An 18,273-nucleotide genomic window follows, 5' to 3' on the forward strand; every position below is an offset into this window, starting at 1 on the left:
TCAGTCAACTCAATCTTTCCGAGAGCCTCGCCAGCAGCTCGTCCTCGGCCAGGTCATCGTAGGCGTCCTCTGTGGAAGTGAGATCGTCGTCGACCTCATTCCCCGTACCGGCGGTCTCGATTATCTCAGGAAGCACCGTTGCCAAATAATCGGTGAGCGCCTCGACGGTCGGATAGTCGAAAACCACCGACGCAGGCAGCGTCTCCCCCAGGCTTTCGCTCAGGGAACGCTGCAGCGTTACGCTCATCAGCGAATCCATGCCGAACTGGAAGAACCCGACGCTCGGGTCCAGCGTGTGCGCCGACGCCAGCCCCATTGCCGCCGCGACCTGCGCTATCACGTGGTCGGTCAGCAGGTCCACCCGCCGTTCGGAGTCGCAGTCCTTCAGCTTCTGGCGAAACTCGGTGTCGCCCGTGAGGGATCCGGCGCCTGTCGCAGCCTCCTCGGTGAGCAGGTCGTCGAGGATGTGCAGCTGCGCCCGGGTGTGATACGCCGCGGCCAGGCGGGGCCAGTCCGCCGCCACCACGGTGGCCCTGGCCGGTGCCTGCGGTCCGACGAACGAGCGCAGCGCGGTGATGGCGACGGCGTCGTCCATCGGCTCCAGGCCCGATTCCTCGGTCGCCTGCTTCTCGAAGCCGGTCTGCACGTCGGCCAGCGACTTCCACAGGCCCCAGTTGATGGCGCAGGCGGGCAGCCCGGCGGCGCGCCGGGCGAACGCGAACGTGTCCAGGAACGTCGTCGTCGCCGCGTAGTGCGCCAGCCAGCGGGACCCGAGCACACCGGAGATGGACGAGAACAGCACGAACTGCGCGACCGGGTGCCCGAGGGACAGCTTGTGCAGCAGCACCGCCGCATCCATCTTCGGCCGGAACATCGCGACGACATCGTCGTGCGTCATGTCGGCGAGCGTGACCGGCCCGCCGCTCATCGCCGCCAGATAGATGCCGGTCAGCGGCGGCAGGTCGGCCCCGAACCGGTCGAACACCGCGCGCAGGGACGCTTCGTCGCCCGCGTCGGCGGCGGCCGTCACCACGGTGGTCCCCGTCGCGGCGAGCCGGGCGGTGAGGTCGTCGAGCCGGGTGCCGGGATTGCGGGACACCGCGACGACCGTCTTGGCACCCATCGCCGCCAGCTGCTCGATGAGTCCCGGCCCGATGTTGCCGGTCGCACCGATCACCAGGTGCGCGCCGTCGGGATCGAGGCCCTCCGGGCCGGTCGGCGCCGGCGGAAGGGCGTGCACCAGGCGGGCCACCCGCCGGGTGCCTGCCCGGTACACCAGCTGATCCTCACCGTCACCGGCGTGGGCCTCGGCCAGCACCCAGCGCGCCGCGACGACGGCGGGCACGGACTCGTCCACGTCGATCACGGCACCCCAGATCTCGGGATGCTCCAGCGCCAGCGTGCGGCCCAGGCCCCACAGCACCGCCTGGGATGCGTTGGCCCTGTCCCCCTCGGCGACCGGCTGCGCGTTGCGGGTCAGCAGGTACAGCGTCGGCGGCAGGTCCCGGGCGGCGGCCGCGGCCACCAGCGCGCGTCCGGTCTCGAACACGTCGTAGCCGAGCTCGTCGCCGGCCGACGGCGCGTACACCACGTGCGTGGCGGAGCCGACGTCGTCGGCGCCGCCGGCGGTGACGGCGTCCTCGCCGAGCAGTCGCGCCATCTCGGCGGCCAGCTCGTCATCCCCGACGACCAGCCAGTTGTCCACCTCGTCCACAGCTGGATCAAGCTGTCCGGCAAGGGGTTTGGCGGGCCATGTCAACTCGCAGAACCACTCGGCGGGCACGGCGCTGTCGGTGGGCAACGCCCCGGAGCGGACCACACCGGCGCGACGGGGCCGGACGTCGACCCAGTGCCTGCTCCTGCGCCACGGTGTCGTCGGCAGCGCGACGTGCGGTTCGCCGAGGTGGGGCGTGTGCGGCGGGCGCGCCGTGTGGGTCGCGTTCAGGTTCGCGTGGAACGTGACGGTGTCGTCGCCGTCGCGCGCCAGCGTGCCGATGACGTGGTGGACCGGCTCGCCGGCAGGCGCGGCCAGGGTGTCGGTGATCGACTGGCCCAGCGTGGAGTGCGGGCTGATCTCGATGAATGTGCCGTGGTCGGCCGCCGCGGCCGCGACGGCCTGGCTGAACCGGACCGGTCGGCGCACGTTGGCCACCCAGTAGTCGGCGTCCAGCACCGGGCTGACTCCCGGGTCGGTGACCGTCGACAGGAACGGCAGCGTCGGGATGCTGGGATCGACGTCGGCCAGTGCCGCGGCGAGGTCGTCGAGCACCGGGTCCATCAGCGCCGTGTGAGACGCGACGACCATGTTGACGCGGCGGGCGAACGTGTTCAGCGACGTGACCGTGGCGATCACGGCGTCGACCTCGCCCGGCAGGCCCGCGATCACCGTCTGGCGCGGCGACAGGTACCCGGCGATCTCGACGCTGGGGTGGCCCTCGATCAGCGCCGCGGTTTCGTCGGCGTCGACGGCGAGCAGCGCGACGGCCCCCTGCCCAGCCAGCCGGGACATGATCGACGACCGCTTGGCGATGACCTTGAGACCGTCGGCGAGGGTGAGCGCCCCGGCGACGACCGCCGCGGTGACCTCCCCCATCGAGTGGCCGATCACCGCGTCGGGGTGCACGCCGTGGGATCGCCACAGCTCGGTCAGCGCGAGTTGCAGGCCCATCAGGACCGGTTGCACCTGGGCATCGCCGGTGACGGGTTCGCCGCCGGCGATGATGTCGTGCAGCGAGAAGCCGACCTGTTCGACGAAGACCGGTTCGATCTCGGCCAGTGCCTGCGCGAAGGCGGGCTCGTCGGCCAGCAGCTGCCGGGCCATGCCCGGCCACTGCGAACCCTGCCCGGGGTAGACGAACACGGTGCCGGGCTGCGGGACCGACGACGCGGGCGCGACGACACCCGGCGCGGACTGGCCGTCGGCCAGCGCCCGCAGTCCCGCGATCGCCTGCGCGGTGTCGCGGGCGGCGACGGTCGCGAACCGGGAGTGCTGGGTTCGGTGGTGGTTGAGGGTGTGCGCGACCTGAGGCAATGACGCCTGCGACACGTCGGCGCCGGACATCCAGTCGGCCAGCGCCGCGGCCTGCGCGGCGACGCGCTCCGGAGTCTTGCCCGACACCACCAGCGTGGTGACGGGGCCGGGTACCTCATCGTCCGACGGGACGGGGACCGGTGCCTGCTCGATCACGACATGGGCGTTGGTGCCGCCGAACCCGAACGACGAGATGCCTGCGCGCCGCGGTCGTCCCGCGGGAGCCCAGTCGGTGTGCTGGTCGACGACCCGCAGGCGCAGCTTCTCGAACGGAATGTGCGGGTTGGGGGTCTGGTACCCGCGATTGCCCGGGATCCTGCTGTGCTGCAGGGCCAGTACCGCCTTGGCGAATCCGGCGATGCCCGCGGCCGCCTCCAGGTGGCCGAGGTTCGATTTCACCGCACCGAGCAGCAGCGGCGCGTCGACCGCGCGGCCCTTGCCCAGCACCGTGCCGAGCGCGCGCGCCTCGATCGGGTCGCCCAGCAGCGTGCCGGTGCCGTGCGCCTCCACGTAGTCGACGTCGCGCGGGTTGACCCCGGCGGCCGCGTAGGCCGCCCGCAGCACGGCCATCTGCGCCGACGGGTTCGGCGCCATCAGGCCGTTGGAACGCCCGTCCTGGTTGACCGCCGAGCCCCGGATGACCGCGAGCACCCGGTCGCCGTCGCGCTGCGCGTCCGACAGCCGCTTGAGCACGGCCACGCCGCAGCCCTCGCCGCGGACGAATCCGTCGGCGTCGGCGTCGAACGCGTGGCACTGTCCGGTCGGTGACATCGCCTCGGCCTGATCCAGGCTGCGCGTGCCGGCCGGTGACAGCAGCAGGTTCACCCCGGCGGCCAGCGCGAGGTCGGAGTCGCCGGTGCGCAGGCTCTGCGTGGCGAGGTGGATGGCGACCAGCGATGACGAGCACGCCGTGTCGATGGTGACCGACGGGCCGCGCAGGTCGAAGAAGTAGGAGACGCGGTTGGCGATGATGCTGATCGAGCCGCCGGTGCCGTACCACGCGTCGACGCCGCTCAGATCGGTCGAGCCGAGCTGCGCGTAGTCGCCGGCACTGGCGCCGGCGAACACCCCGGTGCGGCTCTCGGCGAGCGCGTCGGCGGGGATGCCCGCATGTTCCAGTGCCTCGTGGGTGACCTCGAGCAGGAGCCGCTGCTGCGGGTCCATGCGGGTGGCCTCGCGCGGGATGATCTCGAAGAACTCCGCGTCGAACGCGTCGATGTCCCGCAGGAACGAACCCCATTTGGTCGTGCCGGCCAGCGCGGCAGCACCCTCGGGTGTGCCGTCGTCGAACCACGACCAGCGATCCTCGGGCACCTCGCGCACCGAGGATCGGCCCTCGGTCAGGAAGTCCCAGTACGCGTCCGGGCCTTCGATGTTGCCGTCGAGGTCGGGGCCGCCGGGCAGGCGCAGACCGAGGCCGATGACCGCGATCGGCTCGTCCAGTGTGGCGGACCGCTCGTGCTCGTCCGCCGAGCCGGCCGGTTCCACCTCGCCGCCGGTGAGGAACTTGGCAAGCGCATCGACGGTCGGGTACTGCCAGAAGTCCACCGGCGACACCGTGCGCCCGAGGTACTCCGACAGCACGCCGGTGAGCACGACCGCGTCCCGGGATCCCACCCCGAGGTCGTGCATCGACGCGCCGCGTTCGATGTGCTCAAGACTGCAACCGTTGTTCGTGACCAGGTAGTCGACCAACCAGCGACGAACAGCAGCCTCGTCGAAAGCTGAGGTCATGTAGTGGCGTCCAGCCTGCTGAACTTGTCAGCGCGGTACAGCTCGACGCAGGATGCGCGCCGGACCTTGCCACTGGTGGTCAGCGGGAGCGAGCCCGGTCCGACCAGGGCGAAATCGGCGAGGCCGACACTGTGCGTCTGCGAGATGGCCGAGGTGACCTGCTGTTTGACCGATTCCAGCGCGGACGGGTCGATCTGCTTCTTCAGCTCGGCGATGACGACGAGCTTCTCGGTGGCCTCGTCGGGAATCGAGATCGCCGCCACCCGGCCGCCGGTGAACTCGGCGACGGTGGCCTCGATGTCGTCGGGGTAGTGGTTGCGTCCGTCGACGATCAGCAGGTCCTTGATCCGGCCGATGATGTACAGCTCGCCGTCGAACATGACGCCCAGGTCGCCGGTGCGTAGCCACGGCCCCTTGGGGGTGTCCGCGGTGGGCTCCGACAGCTGGGCCGCGAACAGCTCGCTCAGCTTCGGGTTGTGCCAGTAGCCGGCGGCCACATGCTCGCCGTGCAGCCAGACCTCGCCGATCTTGCCCGCCGGGTTCTCGACCAGGGTGTCGGGATCGACCACGCGCGCCGTCGTCGACCGCGGCGCTCCGCAGCCGATCAGCTCGGCACCGCTGTCATCCGCACAGACTTCCGCGTGGCCGGCCGCCAGCTTCTCGAAATCGAACCGCACCGCCGTGGGCGGACGGCCACCGGCGGACGCGGCGACGTACACCGTCGCCTCGGCCAGTCCGTACGACGGGCGCATCGCCGACGCAGGCAGGCCGAACGCGGCGAAACGTTCGTTGAACCGCCGCACGGTGGCGCCGTGGACGCGCTCGGCACCGTTGATCATCACCGCGACGGTGCTGAGGTCCTTGCCCGCCATGTCCTCGTCGGTGGTGCGCTTGACGGCGAGCTCGAACGCGAAGTTCGGCGCCGCGGTGAACGCACTGGGGTTCGAGCCGAGCAGCTGCATCCAGCGCGACGGCTTCATCATGAACGCGACCGGGCTCATCAACACGGCCGGCTTGCCGAGCATCATCGGGATGAACACCCCGACGATCAGGCCCATGTCGTGGTAGAAGGGCAGCCACGACACGATGGTGGTGTCGTCGGGAGCACCGCCGGGATAGGCCTCGTAGTAGTCGGTGAGCAGCTCGTCGACGTTGATCACCACGTTCTTGTGGGTGACCACCACGCCGGCCGGCTGCCGGGTGGACCCCGAGGTGTACTGCAGGTACGCGGTCTTGGGCAGCGGCGCCGGCGCCGCCTGCGCGGCGGGTGTGTCGAAGTCCAGCGTGTCGACCTCGATGAACTTCGGCGGCCGCTGCTTCGGGTCGGCCTGCCCGTAGCGACGGATGTCGTCGACCACCGCGGACGTGGTCAGCACCACGGTCGGCGTCGAGTCCTTCATCGCGCCGGTCACCCGCTCGTCGTGGTGACGCGTCTGCGGCATCGACAGCGGGACCGCGATCAGCCCGGCGGCGATGGTGCCGAGGAACCCGATGATGTACTCCAGGCTCTGCGGTGCGAGGATCACGACCCGGTCCCCGGGAGAGCAGACCTTGGTCAGCTTCTCGGCCACGATCTGCACGCGGTCGTGCACCTCCGACCACGTCAGGCTCTCGGCGATGCCTGCCGGGTCGGATTCGTAGTCGACGAATGTGTACGCGGTGTCGTCTGGCTGCTTCTGCGCACGGTCGGCGAGTACCGCGGGAATGGTGGCTTCAGACGGCGCCATCAGTACATCCTTTCAATCGACTCCCGACATGATCTCGCGCATCGGGGCAATCAGGGAAATCAGTTCTCAACGCTGTCGAACAGCGAGTCGAGCAGGCTGTCGCCGGACGACTCGTCGTCGGCCTCCGCGGTTGTCTGCGGTGCCACCTTGTCGGCCAGGTGAGCGGCCAGCGAACCGATGGTCGGGTGGTTCCACAGCATGGTCGCCGACAGTTCGATCCCGGCCAGCTGTTCCACCTCGCGCCGGATCGACATCGCCATCACCGAGTTGAGTCCCATCTCGGCGAAGGGGCGGTCGGTGGCCACCTCGTCGTCGGCGATCCGCAGCTCGATCGCGAGCACGGCACGCAGACCGGCTTCGAGTTCGGCCAGGACCTCCTCGGACGACATCTCCGTCCACGCCTTGGCGGGCGCACGCGTGGCACCGGCCGACGGGTCCGCGGATCCCTCGGTGGACGGCATCGGTGCCATCACCAGATGGGCGACGTCGAAGGTGCTGGCGTACTCCCAGGCGGCGAACGCCTCGGCGGCGGTGACCGGCCGCGATCCGTGCCGCGCCAGTTCGTCGACCACCACCTGGGCATCCGAGCCGAATCCCAGGCCCTGCCAGGCCACCCAGTCCAGGCTGGCGCCGAGGCCGCCCTGCCGGTGGCGCTCCCTGGCCAGGCCGTCGAGGTAGGCGTTGCCCGCGGCGTAGGCGCCCTGGCCGGGCACGCCGAACACGGTGCCTGCCGACGCGGTCATGAACATGAAGTCGACGCTGTCGACCGGGAAGACCTCGTGCAGCACCTGCGCCCCGGCGACCTTGGGCCACAGCGTGCTGTGCAACCGCTCGTCGTCGAGGTCGGTGAGCAGTTGGCTCTCCGTCAGCCCGGCGCCGTGGATCACGCCGCGGATCGGCGGCGCGCCGGCCTCGTCGCGCGTGTCGACCAGCGCCTGCACCGCGTCGCGGGACCCGATGTCTAGCGCCGCCACCTCGACGGACACTCCACGCTGCTCCAGGGCTCGGATCGCTGCGACCTTGTCGCGCACGTCTCGCCCGAGTGCCGGGTCGCCCCAGTCGCGGCGTGGGGGCAGGCCGGTCCGGCCGGCCAGGATGATGCGGCGGGCACCGCGGTCGGCGAGCCAGTCCGCCGTTCGCAGGCCGAGGGCGCCGAGACCACCGGTGATCAGGTAGGCCGCGTCCGGCTGGCATCGCAGCGCTTCCCGGACAGGGTCGTCGGCGATCGGCGCCAGCGCGGGCGCGAAGAACTCTCCGCCGCGCAGCGACAGGATCGACTTGGCGGGAGTGGCGATGACGCCGGCCAACGCCGACGCGGTCGAGTCGGCACCGTCGGAGCTGAGGTCGCCTGGGCTGACATCGACGAGTCCGCCCCATATCTGGGGCTGTTCGGCACCGATCACGGCGGCGATGCCCCAGAGGCCGCTCTGCCGCACCGACGAGTGTGACTCCGCGTCGCGCACGCCCTCGGTGACGATCCACAGCCTTGGCTCGTCGCGTTCTCTGGCGGCGAGCCGCCCCACGATGTCGGCCACCTCGCGTGAGAGCCGCGCCGTGGCGGCGAGATCGTTGTCGTCGGCGGCCGCGTCGGCCACGTAGAGCACCCACCGGGCCTCGGCCTCGCCGACGACGGTGAAGCCGGCGCTGCCGAGTCGGTCGCGCAGTTCGAGGGCGGTGTCGGATGACCCGAGCACGGCAAGCGTGCCGGTCGCAGGCGCCGGATCCACGCTCCACGGCTCCCAGGCGAACGCGTGGGCGACGTCGCGCGGCGCCGCCGCCACCGTCGACGAGTCCGCAGGGCCTGCCTGCACGTCGACATACCGCAGGCCGCGGATGTCCACGCGCAGACTGCCGTTGGGCACGGTGGCGGTGACGTCGAGAACCAGGTCCTCGCCGCTGTCCTGCCTGCGCCGGACCGTCACGGTGCCGAGGGTGTCGGTGAGATCGCCGACGACGGAGATGCTCTCGACGCCCGCGGGCACGAGCAGCCGGGTATCGGTGATGTCGGCGAGGCGGGCGATCTGAACGGCAGCGTCCAGCAGCGCCACCGCGGTGTTGTCCTGCCACTGCACCTCGGCGTGCACGCCGTCGGTGGTGGCCCGGCACGACACGATCGTCCAGGGGTAGGGCTGTCCTTCCACCCCCCACTTGGCCTGTAGTTCGTCGACGGTGGTGCGGTCGTACTGGGTGCCCTCGCCATCGGCGATCTGCAGCTGGGCGCTGTCTGCGGCGCCGGCGTGCTCGGCGGAGGCGGAGATGCGCGCGGCCGCGTGGCGCACCCAGCGGTTCGCGGCCGCGTCCGCGGTGGGCGCGGACGCCATCGTGACGGAGTCACCGTTGGCGACGATCTGGATCACCTGCGGCTGGTCGACCACCACGGGACGGTCGAACCGGATGTCCGCCAGGGTGGTGGCGCCGCATTCGGCCGCCGCCACGGTGAGGGTCTGCAGCAGCACCGACATCGGGACGACGTCGACACCCTGAATCCGGTGGAAGCCCGGATACGGCTTCGCCTCCCGGATCAGGCGGGCCTGCCACAGGTGCGTGGGCGGGCTGGTGGCGACCGCGGTGCGGTCACCGAGCAGCGTGCCGAGCTGGGGCGCCGCGGGGCCGTGTCGTTCCGTGGTCGCCGCCGGCACCCAGTGCTTGGTGTGGTGCCACGGCGTGGTCGGCAGCTCGGGATGGGGTTCGGGTGCGTGCTCGGTGACCGGCGGCTTGGTGGTGTACGTGCTGTTGAGGTGCGTGTGGAAGGTCAGCGTCTCGTCGGCCGCGTCGTCGGTGGCACGCAGCAGTGTCGGCACGGTGTGGTGGTGGGTGGTGCCGAGGGTGTCGGTGATGCCGTAGGTCAGCAGCGGGTGCGGGCTCACCTCGATGAAGGTGCCGAGCTCGGCACCTGCGGCCGCCACGGCCTGCTGGAAACGGACCGGGTTACGCAGATTGTCGACCCAGTAGTCGGCGTCGAACACCGGCTCGGGGCCGTCGTGGTCCCGGGTGGTGATGATGATCGGGATCGTCGGCGCAACCGGTTTGAGGTCGGCGAGGGCGTCCCGCAGGTCCGGCAGGATCGGATCGATCGTCGGATGGTGGGAAGCGACATCGACCTCGATGCGGCGGGCCAGCCGCTCCTGGGCCGACACGGCGGCCATCACCGCGTCCACCTGGTCGGGTGGTCCGGCGATGACGGTCTGTCGCGGCGACGCGTACACCGCCAGCGTGACGTCGGGGTAGTCGGCGAGGAGTTCGGTGGCGGCGTCGGGGTCGAGTTCGATCAGCGCCATGGCGCCCTGCCCGGACAGCCGCGACATCAGCTTCGAGCGCGTCGCGATCACCTTCAGTCCGTCGGCGACCGACAGCGCGCCTGCGACGACGGAGGCCGCGACCTCGCCCATCGAATGGCCGATGACCGCGTCGGGATGAACCCCGTGCGAGCGCCACAGTTCGGTGAGCGCCAACTGGATGCCCACTAGCACCGGCTGGATGCGCTCGATACCGGTGACCGTCTCGCCGTTGGCGATGACCTGCTGCAGTGAGAAGCCGACCTGCTCGACGAACACCGGCTCCAGTTCGGCGATGGCGGCGGCGAACGCGGGCTCGTCGGCCAGCAGCTGGCGGCCCATCCCGGTCCACTGCGAGCCCTGCCCGGAGTAGACGAACACGGTCCCGGGACGGCACGCCCCGTCGTGCGGGGGGACGACGCCGGGCGCGGTACGGCCGGCGGCGAGGGCCTGCAGTCCGGCCAGTGCGCCGGCCCGGTCCCGCGTGCACACCGTGGCGAACTTCGAGTGCAGAGCACGGTGATGGTTGAGGGAGTGCGCGATGTCGGCCAGCGGGACCTGCGCGCCGGCCTCGGTCATCCAGTCGGCCAGCGCACCGGCGGTCGTCGCGACCCGCTGCGCCGACTTGCCCGCCACCACGAGTGTGGTGATCGGCGAGTGCGATTCCTCGTCCGCCGCCGCAGGCGGCGCGCTGTCGGGCGCTTCCTCGAGGACGACGTGGGCGTTGGTGCCGCCGAAGCCGAACGAGGACACGCCCGCGGTGCGGGGGCGGCCGGTGGCGGCCCAGTCGGTGGGCTCGGCGACGACCTTGAGCCGCAGGTTGTCGAACGGGATGTGCGGGTTGGGCGACTGATAGTCCAGGTTGGCGGGGATGCTGCCGTGCTGCAGCGCCAGCACGGTCTTCGCGAAGCCGACGATCCCGGCGGCGGCTTCGGTGTGGCCGAGGTTCGACTTGACCGCGCCGAGCAGCAGCGGGGCGTCGGCGGGCCGACCGCGACCGAGCACCGTGCCCAGTGCGCGCGCCTCGATGGGGTCCCCCAGCAGGGTGCCGGTGCCGTGCGCCTCGACGTAATCGACCTCGCGCGGCTCCACCCCGGCCGCCGCGTAGGCGGCCCGCAGGACGGCCATCTGTGCTGCCGGATTGGGTGCCATCAGACCGTTGGAGCGCCCGTCCTGGTTGACCGCGGAGCCGCGGACGACCGCGAGCACCCGGTCGCCGTCGCGCCGGGCATCCGAGAGCCGCTTGAGCACCGCGACGCCGCAGCCCTCGCCGCGGACGAACCCGTCGGCGCGCGCGTCGAAGGAGTGGCACCGGCCGGACTGGGACATCGCCTCGGCCTGGTCGAAGCTGTGGGTCACCGCGGGCGACAGGATCACGTTCACGCCGCCGGCGAGCGCGACGTCGGAATCTCCGGTGCGCAGGCTCTGGCAGGCCAGGTGGATCGCGACGAGCGAGGACGAGCAGGCGGTGTCGACCGTGACGGAGGGGCCCCGCAGGTCGAAGTAGTACGAGACCCGGTTGGCGATGATGCTCAGGGCACCGCCCGTGCCGGAGTAGGCGTTGACCTCGGAGAGGTCCTTGGAGGCCATCACGCCGTACTCGCCGAGGCAGGCCCCGGCGAACACACCCGTCTGGGTGTGGCGCAACGTGTCCGGACGGATCCCGGCGTGCTCGAGGGCCTCGTGGGTGACCTCGAGCAGCAGCCGCTGCTGAGGATCCATCTTGTCCGCCTCGCTGGGCGAGATCTCGAAGAACTCCGCGTCGAACTCGTCGATGTCGGACAGGTACGAGCCCCACCGCGTCGTCCGGGTGAGTGCCGCGGCGCTTTCCGCCGACCCGGTGTCGTACCAGGACCACCGCGACTCCGGCACCTGGCTGACCGCGGACCGTCCCTCGGCGAGGAACTCCCACAGCTCCTCCGGCCCGTGGATGTCGCCGGGGAACCGGCAGCCGAGGCCGATCACCGCGATCGCGTCGTCGGCCATCGCGCGACGGACCGGTGACACGTCGGGGACCGCCTCGACTTCGCCCCCGGTCAGGAAGCGGGCCAGCGCGTTGATGGTCGGGTACTGCCAGAACTCCACCGGGGACACGGTGCGGCCGAGCAGCTCGGAGAGCTCGCCGGTCAACACGACGGCGTCGCTGGATCCGACGGCGAGATCGTTCAGTGGTGCATCGAGATCGATCTCATCAGGACTACATCCGATGTTGGTGACCAGATAGTCGACCAACCAGTTCCGAAGGGCGTCCTCGTCGAACGCAGAGGTCATGTGGTGACGTCCAGCCGGCTGAACTCGTCCAGCCGGTAACGATCCGCGCAGGCCGAGCGCCGAATCTTGCCGCTGGTGGTGATCGGGATCGAGCCGGGGGCCACCAGCACCAGATCCGCGACGCGCACACTGTGCGACTTCTTGATCGCCGAGGTCACCTCACGCTTGACGGCGCGAAGCTGATCGAGCGCTTCGGCCTCGGAGGCGCCCTTCTTCTTCATCTCGACGATGGCGACCAGCTGCTCGCTGGTCTCGTCCAGCACCGAGACGGCCGCAACTCTGCCGCCGGTGATCTCCTGGATGGTCGCTTCGATGTCATCAGGGTAGTGATTGCGACCGTCGACGATCAACAGGTCCTTGATGCGGCCGATGATGAACATCTCGCCCTCGGACATCACGCCCAGGTCGCCGGTGCGCAGCCACGGCCCTGCCGGGGTGCCCGGGGTCGGCTTGACGATCTCGCCGCCGAAGGTGCGCTCGGTCAGCGCCGGATTGCGCCAGTACCCCATGGCCACCTGGTCGCCGGCGACCCAGATCTCGCCGATCTTGCCGTCCTGGTTCTCGGTCCGCGTCTCGGGGTCGACGATGCGCACGGTCGACGAGCGCGGGGCACCGTAGCTCACCAGCTCCGAGCCGCCCTCGCTGCCGCACCGCTCGGCGTGACCGGCCGACAGCTTCTCGTAGTCGAAGCGGACGGTCGCCGGGGTGTGCCCGGTGGGGGCGGAGATCACGTACAGCGTGGCCTCGGCGAGCCCGTAGGACGGGCGCACCGTCGTGTTGGGCAGATTGAAGGACGCGAAGCGCTCGTTGAAGCGGCGGATGGTGGCCGAGTGGATGCGCTCGCTGCCGCTGATGATGCCCAGCACGCCGCCGAGATCCATGCCGGCCAGATCGGCGTCCGAGGTGCGGCGGACCGAGAGCTCGAACGCGAAGTTCGGCGCGGCCGACCACGAGTGGGTGTTGATGGCGAGCTGCTGGATCCAGCGGGCGGGCTTCTGCAGGAATGCCACGGGGCTCATTAGCACGGCGGGCCGTCCCCACGCGCCGTCGGGCACGTTCGGGTCGGGCGGGCACAGCAGCGTCGCGAACACGCCCTGGATGAGGCCCATGTCGTGGTAGAAGGGCAGCCAGGACACCATCGTCGTGTCCTGCGGGGGCACGCCGCCGCGGTGCGACATGTAGTCGGTGAAGATCTGCTCGAGGTTCGCGATCACGTTCTTGTGCGTCATGACCACGCCCGCGGGCGCCCGGGTGGACCCGGAGGTGTACTGCAGGTAGGCCGTCTTCGGCAAAGGCCCGACGTTCACCTCGACCGTGCGTGGCGAATCGAAGTCGAGTGCGTCGACCTCGATCACCGCGGGCGACATGCCGCCCGGGAGCGCGCCGACGTAGGTCATGATCTCGCCGACGACAGCAGATGTCGTCAGCACGGCGACCGGCTGGCAATCCTTCAGCGCGCCGTTGACCCGCTCGTCGAGCTGACCCATGGCGGGCACCGGAAGGGGCACAGCGATGAAGCCGGCGGTCATCGCGCCGTAGAAGGCGATGATGTATTCCAGGCCTTGGGGAGCCAGGATCGCGGCGCGATCGCCCTTCGTGCCGTGGCGCAGCAGCTCCTCGGCGACCACCTGGACTCGCTGGTACATCTGGGCCCAGGTGAGCGTCTCGGCGTAGCCGGCGGGATCGACGTCGAAGTCGATGAAGGTGTAAGCCACGTCATCGGGCTGCTGCCGCGCTCGGTCCGCGAGCAGCCCAGGAATGGTCGACTCAAGCAACGGCATGGCGACGTCCTTTCATTACTTTTCTGCGCCTCGGCATCATTGCCTTGGTTGGCAAACCGACCCGCAGCCCGTGGCCGCGCATCCCCCCGCTCGCCCGAAGGCTAACACTGGCCCGTCAACAATGTCGTCTAATCCGACCAAGGATTAGACCACGAGTTGCTTGCCAGAGGGAAGTCGGCCGCTGGGGGCTGATTTCACCGGAACTGCGTGTGGTCGGGTGTGGAACAGGTTCTTTACAGCGTGTTCACAGTTTTGCCAGGGACGGGAACAGCGCACCTCGTCCAGGCATTTCGCGTTGCTCATTCGTGATATTGCCAGGTGAGCGAGCACAGAGCCAGGACCGCTGAATGCAGTGATCGCCGCCACTTCACACCACCGCACGTTGTTTGCCAAAAACGCACGCTGGCGTCAATTTCCTATCTGACTTGTCGGTAAGTTGCTGGTCCGGCCGCCTCTTGGCGGGCGCACAGTCAATATCGCCGCAGAGACGTGAAATGTTGCTCATCGCGCTACCCAGCGACATTCCGGTGTGGCGAATACCACACGCACCGGTCTAGCTGACGGCTCTTGCCCCGATCGCCGCTTCCACGACGGGCACGAGATCACCCAGATGGTCATTGAGGTAGAAGTGGTGGCCCTTGAAGTCCCGCATCGTGAATTCGGCCGTGGTCCGGGCCGCCCACGGCGCCACCTTCTCCGCCGTCGCGATCTCGTCGTCGTCGCCGTAGAACGCGTGGATGGGACAGGACAACGTCACCTCGGGTGGACAGGTGTAGTTCGCGATCGCCTTCAGTCCACGCAGCGTCGGCAGGATCGCCGCGGCGAATTCCGGGTTGTTCATGAACTCCGGGTTCGCGCCGGTCATCGTGCTCACCGCTGCGAGCAGCCCGTCATCGGTGTCGGGGATGTCGTCGTAGCCCACCAGGCCCGGTGCCGCCACGGCCGAGACGAACAACGCCGCCAGCGGGCGGCCGGCCTCCTCGAAGCGACGCGCCACCTCGAAGGCCAGCAACCCCCCCATGCTGTGTCCGAAGAAGCTGACGGGCCCGCCGTGGTCTTTGTCGGGCGAAACCATCCGGCACACCTCGTCGGCGAGCGCGGGCAGGCTGGTGAATGACGCGAAGTCCTGCTTGCCGCGCTGGCCGGGGTACTGGACGGCAATCCTCTTGACGTCGGTCGTGAAGGTCTTCGAGAACGGGACGTAGTACTGGGCGGACCCGCCGGCGTGGGGGAAGATGAACAGCTTGGGCTGGGCCGTCTGCGCCGTCTGCTCTGCCGCCCCGGAACCTCCTGTCATGCGGTCACCCTATCGCTAGCGCTCACGCGAACGCCTCCACGGGAGGGCACGAGCACACCAGGTTGCGGTCGCCGTAGGCGCCGTCGATCCGGCGCACCGGCGGCCACACCTTCGGCCGGAACGCCTTGCCCAGCGGGTAGGCCGCCTCGGCCCGGGTGTACGGGTGGTTCCACTCGTCCACCAGCAGGCATTCCGCGGTGTGCGGGGCTGCGCGTAGCGGGTTGTCGTCCGCCGGCCATGCTCCGGACCCGACCTTGTCGATCTCGGCACGGATGGCGATCATCGCCTCGCAGAAGGCGTCGATCTCGGTCAGCGATTCGCTCTCGGTCGGCTCGACCATCAACGTGCCCGCGACGGGGAAGCTCATCGTCGGGGCGTGGAACCCGTAGTCCGCCAACCGCTTGGCGACGTCGTCGACGGTCACGCCTGTGGCCTTCGTGATGCCCCGCAGGTCCAGGATGCATTCGTGGGCCACCATGCCGTTCTCGCCGGTGTAGAGCACCGGGTAGTACTCGTCGAGGCGGCGGGCGATGTAGTTGGCCGAGGCGATCGCCACCAGCGAGGCCGACCGCAGCCCTTCGGCACCCATCATCCGGATGTAGGCCCAGGTGATCGGCAGGATAGACGCCGACCCGTACGGTGCCGCCGACACCGTGTGCGAGTCGGACAGCTCCTCGGCGAACGGGTGTCCCGGCAGGTACGGGGCCAGGTGGGACCGCACGGCCACCGGGCCGACGCCGGGCCCACCGCCGCCGTGCGGGATACAGAAGGTCTTGTGCAGGTTCAGATGGCTGACATCGCCGCCGAACCGGCCAGGGCGGGCCAGGCCGACCAGCGCGTTGAGGTTGGCGCCGTCGACGTACACCTGCCCCCCGGCGTCGTGCACGGCCGCGCAGATGTCGGCGACGTCGTGCTCGTAGACGCCGTGGGTGGACGGATAGGTGATCATCAGCGCCGAAAGCCGGTCCGCGTGCTCGGCGACCTTCGCGCGCAGATCGTCGAGGTCGACGTCGCCGTTCGGCCGGCACGCCACCACCACCACCTTCATGCCCACCATCGCCGCCGACGCGGCGTTGGTGCCGTGCGCGCTCGACGGGATCAGGCAGACGTCGCGGGCGGAGTCACCGCGGGCGATGTGATACGCCTGGATCGCCAACAGGCCGGCGTACTCCCCCTGTGAGCCGGCGTTCGGCTGCAGCGAGATCTCGTCGTACCCGGTGATCCCGGTGAGCCAGGACTGCAGGTCGGCGATCAGGCGGCGCAGCCCCGGGGTGTCCGACGCCGGCGCGAACGGATGCTGGCGACCGAACTCGGGCCAGGTGATCGGCTCCATCTCCGCCGCCGCGTTGAGTTTCATCGTGCACGAGCCGAGCGGGATCATGCTCCGGTCCAGCGCGATGTCCTTGTCGGCGAGCGAGCGCAGGTACCGCATCATCTCGGTCTCGGTGCGGTACTTGGCGAATGCGGGGTGGGTGAGGAACTCCGAGGTCCTGGTCGCGATGGAGGGGCCGTCGAACTCCGCGGGCGCCGCTTCTGCGGAGAACGCCGCGAGGACGTCGGCGATGTGCGCGTCCGTGGTCGCCTCGTCGCAGGCCACCGAGACGTGGTCGTCGTCGGCGACCCACACGTTGATGCCGCGTTCCTTGGCGGCCGCGCGCACCTCGTGCGCGCGACCGGGGACCCGGGCCAGCACGGTGTCGAAGAACGACCGGTGCACCACCTCGACCCCGGCGGCCGCCAGGCCCGCGGCCAATGCCCTGGCGTGCCCGTGAACACGAAGAGCGATGCCGCGCAGGCCTTCTGGGCCGTGGTAGCTCGCGTACATCGCCGCCATCACCGCGAGCAACACCTGCGCCGTGCAGATGTTGCTCGTGGCCTTGTCACGGCGGATGTGCTGCTCGCGCGTCTGCAGCGCCAGGCGGTAGGCGGGCGAACCGTCGGCGTCCACCGACACACCGACCAGCCGTCCGGGCAGCTGCCGGGCCTGCTTGGAGTGCACGGCCAGGTACCCGGCGTGGGGACCACCGAATCCCATCGGCACCCCGAAGCGTTGGGTGGTCCCGAACGCGACGTCGGCGCCGATGTCGCCCGGCGACGCGATGAGGGTCAAGGCGAGCAGATCGGCACCGACCGCGACCAGCGCGCCGCGGTCGTGGGCCGCTGACACGAGGTCCGACCAGTCGGTGATGCGCCCGCTGGCACCGGGCAGCGACACGATGACGCCGAAGAACTCACCCTCGGGCAGACCCTGGCGCAGATCGGCGGTGACGATCTCGATGTCCAGCGGCTCGGCGCGCGTCGCGAGGATCGCGGCCGTCTGTGCGTAGACGTCGCTGTCGACGACAAGCCGGTTCGAGGGGCCCCGCACCGCCCGGTACATCAGCGTCATCGCCTCGGCGGCGGCGGTGCCTTCGTCGAGCATCGACGCGTTGGCGACCTCGAGTCCGGTCAGGTCGGTGACCATGGTCTGGAAATTCAGCAACGCTTCGAGCCGGCCCTGGCTGATCTCGGGCTGGTACGGCGTATAGGCGGTGTACCAGGCCGGGTTCTCCAGGATGTTGCGACGCAGCACCGCCGGGGTCAGAGTGTCGAAGTAGCCCTGTCCGATCATCGAGACGGCGACGGTGTTGGAGTCGGCCAGCGCGCGCAACTCGGTGAGGGCCTCGTCTTCGGTGGCAGCGGGTGGAAGGTGCTCCAACCCGGGTGCGACGCCGGCCGCCGTCAGCGGATCGAGGATGCGGCTGGGCAGCGCCTTGGCGGCGAGCTCGTCGAGCGAGTCCACGCCGATGGTGCTCAGCAGGGTGTCGACGGCCGAGGCGTCGGGGCCGATGTGCCTGTCGACGAAGCGAGGTACTGACGGGGTTGCATGCTGATCAGACACGTGACGACTTCTCCCGGGGAGCGCAGACGAAAGCGGCCCTCCCCCTCTGTCGTCGACCCGGACCGGGTTGCCTGAGAGATTCGGCCGCACCGCCGTCTCGGCGAAGAGGCCTTTCCCCATGGGCGGGTGCACGCACCACTTTCCAGAGGCATCGGGGCCCGGTGCGGTCCTGGGTGCCTGAGAGGTTGACGGAGAGGTGTTGCTCCTTCGGCGTCCGTGGCTGGCGGCCACGGAACTCTCCCGCGCAAGGGCGATGCGGGGCCGAGTCTACCGGGG

Annotated in this window: 6 protein-coding genes and 1 riboswitch; all 6 genes read right to left on the bottom strand. The window is 70.0% G+C overall.

Annotated features, from left to right (window positions below; genetic code table 11):
- Window positions 1-4: 4 nt before the first annotated feature.
- Window positions 5-4,765, bottom strand: coding sequence for a type I polyketide synthase (locus EL337_RS15020; RefSeq protein ID WP_048631095.1), 4,761 nt, complete (start codon window positions 4,763-4,765; stop codon window positions 5-7).
- On the bottom strand, window positions 4,762-6,492 hold the full coding sequence (locus tag EL337_RS15025) for an AMP-binding protein (protein ID WP_048631096.1): 1,731 nt from the start codon (window positions 6,490-6,492) through the stop codon (window positions 4,762-4,764). Before EL337_RS15025 ends, EL337_RS15020 begins: the two co-directional genes overlap by 4 nt.
- A gap of 59 nt (window positions 6,493-6,551) precedes the next feature.
- Window positions 6,552-12,038: a type I polyketide synthase gene (locus EL337_RS15030; protein WP_048631097.1), complete on the bottom strand. Its 5,487-nt coding sequence runs from the start codon at window positions 12,036-12,038 to the stop codon at window positions 6,552-6,554.
- Window positions 12,035-13,819 carry an AMP-binding protein gene (locus EL337_RS15035; protein WP_048631098.1) on the bottom strand — a complete coding sequence of 595 codons (1,785 nt, stop codon included), beginning with the start codon at window positions 13,817-13,819 and terminating at the stop codon, window positions 12,035-12,037. Before EL337_RS15035 ends, EL337_RS15030 begins: the two co-directional genes overlap by 4 nt.
- A gap of 553 nt (window positions 13,820-14,372) precedes the next feature.
- A complete protein-coding gene (locus EL337_RS15040) occupies window positions 14,373-15,116 on the bottom strand; it encodes a thioesterase II family protein (RefSeq protein ID WP_048631099.1) in 744 nt (247 codons plus the stop codon).
- 22 nt (window positions 15,117-15,138) lie between these two features.
- Window positions 15,139-17,997: an aminomethyl-transferring glycine dehydrogenase gene (gene gcvP, locus EL337_RS15045; protein ID WP_048631100.1), complete on the bottom strand. Its 2,859-nt coding sequence runs from the start codon at window positions 17,995-17,997 to the stop codon at window positions 15,139-15,141.
- Window positions 17,998-18,151: 154 nt separating this feature from the next.
- Window positions 18,152-18,250: riboswitch (glycine riboswitch) on the bottom strand.
- Window positions 18,251-18,273: the final 23 nt, after the last annotated feature.

Origin of the sequence: Mycolicibacterium aurum (assembly GCF_900637195.1) — a bacterium.
GTDB classification, from domain to species: domain Bacteria; phylum Actinomycetota; class Actinomycetes; order Mycobacteriales; family Mycobacteriaceae; genus Mycobacterium; species Mycobacterium aurum.